Source organism: Streptomyces sp. NRRL WC-3618, from assembly GCF_001280005.1.
In the GTDB taxonomy this organism is placed as follows: Bacteria; Actinomycetota; Actinomycetes; order Streptomycetales; family Streptomycetaceae; genus Streptomyces.
Genome location: NZ_LGDW01000209.1, coordinates 1 through 2,648, shown reverse-complemented (window position 1 = coordinate 2,648; position 2,648 = coordinate 1). Strand labels below are relative to the sequence as shown.

General features: G+C 70.5%; 1 protein-coding gene and 1 pseudogene. Both read left to right on the top strand.

Annotated features, from left to right (window positions below):
- Window positions 1-364, top strand: a pseudogene (locus ADL01_RS45415) (peptidase); the annotation flags it as partial.
- Window positions 365-478: 114 nt separating this feature from the next.
- Window positions 479-2,648: S8 family serine peptidase (locus ADL01_RS19495; protein WP_078960625.1), on the top strand; the 2,170-nt coding region annotated here is incomplete at its 3' end.

Here is a 2,648-nt window from a genome sequence, read left to right as displayed (position 1 = left end):
CAGCGACCTGGACCTGTACGTGTACGACAAGGACCGCAACCTGCTGTCGAGCCCCAACAGCGGCAACGACGAGCACGCCGACCTCGCCCCGGGAACCTACGAGGTGTACGTCAACCAGTACGCCCTGCCCGAGGGCGTCACCAGCCAGCCGTACACGCTCCACACCTGGCTGCTCGGCCCGGACATCCAGCCGGACCGTCCGGCCACCATCACCCCGGCCGAACAGAGTGTGGTCCCGGGTGACATCGCCAGGTCGACCGTGTCGTGGCGCGACCTCACGCCCGGCAGCGCCTATCTCGGCCTGGTCGAGTACGGCGACGGCAGCGACAAGGTCGGCACGACGATCCTGACGGTCACGCCGTAAAGCAGTAGGCAGCAAGGCAGCAAGAAAAAAAAGGGGGGCTGGTCCCGCCGCTCACGCGGCGGGACCAGCCCCGATCTCGGGGGACTTGACCACTCCACGCAGGAAGGCACCACCTTGCCCCAGCAACACCTCGACCGACGCCCCACCGTCGGCCGCCGAGCAGCGCGTCTGCTCGCCCCGGTACTCGCCGGGGGAATGATCCTCACCTTCAGCCCACTCGCCCAGGCCGCTCCGGCCGCTCCGGCCACGCCGGCCGCTCAGGCCGACGGCACCCGGCAGACGTACTCCGCCGGCACGTATCTCGTGAAGCGGCTGAACGTGCGGACAGAGGCCGTACGGGACTACGTCGGCCGGCTGAAGCGGCAGCGCGAGAAGGTGCTGGACGAGGTGCCGGGCGTCCGGCCGTTCTACAGCTACCAGTACGTACTCAACGGGTTCGCGGCGAAGCTGACCGCCCGGCAGGCGACCGCCCTGGCCCACGCCGAGGGCGTCCTCTCCCTGGACCGCAACGAGCTGCTCCAGGTGACGGCCACGGCCGACACACCCCCCACCGCGGCCTCCACGGCGGCCTCCGCCGCGACGTCCTCCGCCACGCTCCCCGTCGCCGACACCGCCAAGTTCCTCGGGCTGAAGAAGCGGGGCGGGTTCTACTCCAAGGTGCCCGGCGGGCAGGCGAACGCGGGACGGGGTCAGATCCTCGGTGTCATCGACACCGGGATCGACACCAGCAACCCCTCGCTACAGGCACTCCCGGAGCCTCTCACCGACGCCGACGTCATCGCCAAGAAGTGGAAGGGCAGTTGTGACCGCGGCGCGGACACCGCCCACCTGGTCACCTGCAACAACAAGGTGATCGGCGCCCAGTACTTCAACAAGGGCCTCACCGACCCCGACGACACCGACTGGGCGTCGCCGATGGACGCCGAGTCCCACGGCACCCACACCTCGACCACCGCCGCCGGCAACTACAACGTGGCCGCGACCATGGCCGGCACCGACATATCGGGCCGTATGTCGGGGCTCGCCCCGGCCGCCCGCATCGCGATGTACAAGGTCTGCTGGCACAACGGCTGCCCGACCGTGGACACCGTCGCCGCCTACGACAAGGCCGTGGCCGACGGCGTCGACGTCATCAACTACTCCATCGGCGGTGGCGCCGGCGCCACCGGCGAGCGCACCAACAGCCCCCAGATGACGGCAATGTTCAATGCCGCCAAGGCGGGCGTCTTCGTCTCGGTCTCGGCGGGCAACTCCGGGCGCGGCAAAGTCGTCAACGCCGCCCCGTGGGTGACCACCGTCGCCGCCTCCAGCCATGACCTCGGCTACCGCAGGAAGGTCACCCTCGGCAACGGCGTCTCGTACTCCGGTGTCGGCATCGACCCCGGCCGCGTACCGTCCGCGCCGCTCGTCGACGCGGCCGACGCCGCCCGCGCCGGCGCGGACCCCGCCAAGGCCGAGCTGTGCGCGGCGGGCACTCTCGACCCCGCCAAGGTGACGGGCGCCGTGGTGCTCTGCAAGCGCGCCAGCTTCGGAGGCGAGGACAAGAGCACCGAGGTGAAGGCCGCGGGTGGCGTCGGCATGGCGTACTACTCCGTCGTCCCGTCCGACGACACGATCGCCAGCACCCACGTCCTCCCGACCACCTACCTCAACCAGGCCGACGGCCGCGCCGTCAAGGCGTACGCCGACAGCACGGGCACCACCGCCACGGCGGCCCTCGGCGCGGTGCAGGCCGAACACCAGCAGGCCCCGCGGATGGCCGGCTTCTCCTCCGGCGGCCCTGTCCTCCCCAGCGGCGGCGACCTGCTCAAGCCCGACCTCACCGGCCCCGGCGTGGACGTCTTCGCGGGCACCTCTCCGGCCAACCCGGCCGGCTATTTCAAGGGCTATTTTGGCCTCGATTCCGGTACGTCCATGTCCTCCCCGCACATTGCCGGCCTGGCCCTGCTGCTGCGGCAGTCGCACCCCGACTGGTCCCCCATGGAGGTCAAGTCGGCACTGATGACCACCGCGACCACCAAGGACAACAAGGGCAAGCCGATCGGCCGCTCCGGCGTCGACGGCCCGGCCAACCCGCTCGACTACGGCTCCGGGCACGTCGTACCCAATACCGCCGACGACCCCGGCCTGGTCTACGACTCGAACTCCGCCGACTGGACGTCGTACATGTGCGCCCAAGGCGACCAGCCGGTCACCGGCGACGGCAGCGACGCCTGCGCCACCGTCCCGAAGACCGACCCGAGCGACCTCAACACCCCGAACATCTCGGTCGGCGACCTGGCCG